At 65.6% G+C, this 2,761-nt stretch carries 2 protein-coding genes and 1 pseudogene; all 3 read left to right on the top strand.

What is annotated here, in order from left to right:
* A partial coding sequence (locus EOC06_RS35480; RefSeq protein WP_164898942.1) for an FAD-dependent oxidoreductase occupies nt 1-654 on the top strand: 654 nt, incomplete at its 5' end.
* A 125-nt stretch (nt 655-779) separates the two neighbouring features.
* Nucleotides 780-1,951: pseudogene (locus tag EOC06_RS35475) on the top strand (MFS transporter).
* A gap of 86 nt (nt 1,952-2,037) precedes the next feature.
* On the top strand, nt 2,038-2,761 hold a 724-nt coding region (locus EOC06_RS35470), incomplete at its 3' end, for a succinylglutamate desuccinylase/aspartoacylase family protein (protein ID WP_128309994.1).

The raw sequence follows: 2,761 nt of genomic DNA, 5'->3' as shown, positions 1-2,761 counted from the left end.
GGCCAGGACATTGCCGTGACCTTCTCCGCCGGCAAACCGCCGGCGGTCGGCTCGCACGTGCTGCTGGCTCTGGGGCGGACGCCCAACACCGATGACCTCGGCCTGGAGAGGGCTGGCGTGGAGGTCGACAAGCGCGGCTTCGTCTCTGTAGACGACCAGTTGCGCAGCAGCGTGCCCGGCATCTGGGCGATGGGCGACTGCAACGGCAGGGGCGCCTTCACCCACACCTCCTACAACGACTACGAGATCGTCGCCGCCAACCTGCTGGACAACGATCCGCGCAAGGTCAGTGATCGCATCGAAGCCTATGCGCTCTACATCGACCCACCGCTCGGCCGCTGCGGCATGACCGAGGCCGCGGTGAAGAAATCCGGCCGTCGCGCGCTGGTCGGCCAGCGGCCGATGACCCGCGTCGGCCGCGCTATCGAAAAGGGCGAGACGCAGGGCTTCATGAAGATCCTGGTCGACGCCGACACCAGGCAGATCCTCGGCTGCTCGGTGCTCGGCCCCGGCGGCGACGAGGTTATCCATTGCGTACTCGACCTGATGTACGCCAAGGCGCCCGTCGACACGCTGGCGCGTGCCGTGCACATCCACCCGAATGTCTCGGAGCTGTTGCCAACCATTGCCCAGGAATTGAAGCCGCTGGTTTGACAGCCTGTTAGCGACCCATTTCAAAGCTCTTCCTTTTCTGCATCGCTGCGATGCAGCAATGCAGCTTGCGCACGATGGCGTCCTTCGCGCAGTCTCGATTTGAACCGATTCAGTCTGGACGCCCCATGCCCTTGCCGATCCTTGCGCTTGCCATTGCGTCCTTCTGCATCGCACCACCGAATTCGTGATCATGGGCCTGCTGCCCGAGGTCGCAGCCGACCTCGGCGTATCGATCCCTTCTGCCGGCCTGCTGGTTACCGGATATGCGCTGGGCGTCGTCTTCGGCGCCCCGATCGTGGCGATGGCCACCGCGCATTTGCCGCGTAAGCCTGTGCTGGTCGGGCTGGCCGTGCTGTTCGTCATCGGCAATCTGTTTTGCGCCATCTCGCCCAACTACTGGACGCTGATGGCCGCGCGCGTTTTCACCGCTTTCGGCCATGGCGCCTTCTTCGGCATCGGCTCGGTCGTTGCCGCCAGCCTGGTGCCGCGCAACAAACGCGCCAGCGCCATCGCGCTGATGTTCGCCGGGCTGACGCTGTCCAACATCCTGGGTGTTCCCGCCGGAACCGCACTTGGCGAAGCGTTCGGCTGGCGCTCCACCTTCGTTGCCGTGGTCGGTATCGGCCTGATCTCGGTGGCAGCGATCGCCTGGCTGGTGCCGTCCGATGTCGCCCAGCCAAGCGGTGGCGGCCTGCGCGGCGAGCTGCGCGTGCTGGGCAAGCTGCAGGTCTGGCTGGCCATGCTGATCGCGGCGCTGACCTCCGCAAGCCTGTTCACCGTCTTCACCTACATCAAACCCTACCTCACCGAGGTATCGGGCTTGTCGACCTCGGCAGTCACGTGGGTTCTGCTGCTGTTCGGCGCGGGCATGACCATCGGCAACATTATCGGCGGCAGACTGGCCGACTGGAAACTGATGCCGACAGTGATCGGCACGCTGCTGCTGATGGCCCTGCTTTTCGTTGGCTTCAGGCAGTTCGGCGCAATCGCCAGCGTTGCCGTCGGCATCGTCTTCCTGTGGGGCCTGCTCATCTTCGTCGTCGTGCCGCCGCTGCAGATCCGGGTCGTCGAGGCGGCCTCCGAGGGACCGAACCTCGCCGCCACGCTGAACCAGGGCGCCTTCAATGTCGGCAATGCCAGCGGCGCCTGGATCGGCGGCGTTGCCCTTTCCGCCGGTGTTTCCTATGCCAATTTGCCGCTGGTCGGCGCAGCACTCGCTTTGTTGGCGGTCACCGTCGCCGTGCTGTCGCAGGCGCTGGACCGGCGCGCGCCGGTCATCCCGCTTCCGGCTGAATAGCCTCTTGCGCCCATAGCGCGGCGGGCTGGACCAATCGACATCGGCGCCTTCAAATCGCATGTCTCTCGCTCTTGATGGAGGAAGTCATGCAGAAATCGATCGAGCGCATCGCCGGCGAAAGCGAAGGGGTTTCCTACGAATTCCCGCTGTTCCGCTTCACTGGTTCCGACAAGGCTGCTCCTTCGGCATACCTACAGGCGGCACTCCATGCCGGCGAGTTGCCGGGCGTCGTCGCCATCGACGCGCTGATGCCGATGCTTGCCAAAGCGGAGGCCGAAGGCCGCATCAAGGGCAATCTCACCGTCGTGCCCTGGGCCAATCCGATCGGCCGGGCGCAATATCATTTCGGCGAGCATCAGGGCCGCTTCCATCTGGGCACGCGCACCAATTTCAACCGCGGCTTTCCGCTGCTCGCCGCGCCCGACACAGCGCTCTTGCCCGACACCACCCTTGGCAGCGTCGACCAGCGGCTGAAGACGCGGCTGGTGCAGCTCTCGCTCGGCCATGACATCGTGCTCGACCTGCACTGCGATGACGAGGGCCTCGCCTACCTCTACGTCCACACCAGCCTGTGGCCTGCCATGGCCGATTGCGCCGCCGCCATGGGCGTCGACGCGGTCGTGCTGTGGAGCGAGGACACCGACGGCACCTTCGAGGGCGCCTCGATCATGCCCTACCAGAACGTCCCCGCCGATGTGGCCAAGCTCGACCGCCGCGTCGCCACCACCGTCGAATATCGCGGCATCCTCGATGTCGACGGTGCCCTGGCCGCCGCCGACGCCGACGGCCTCTACCGGCTGTTGGTGGCGC

This window comes from Mesorhizobium sp. M7A.F.Ca.MR.362.00.0.0 (assembly GCF_004023175.1).
Classification (GTDB): Bacteria; Pseudomonadota; Alphaproteobacteria; order Rhizobiales; family Rhizobiaceae; genus Mesorhizobium.
The sequence above is the reverse complement of the archived record's forward strand: the minus strand, read 5'-3'. Positions and strand labels throughout refer to the sequence as shown.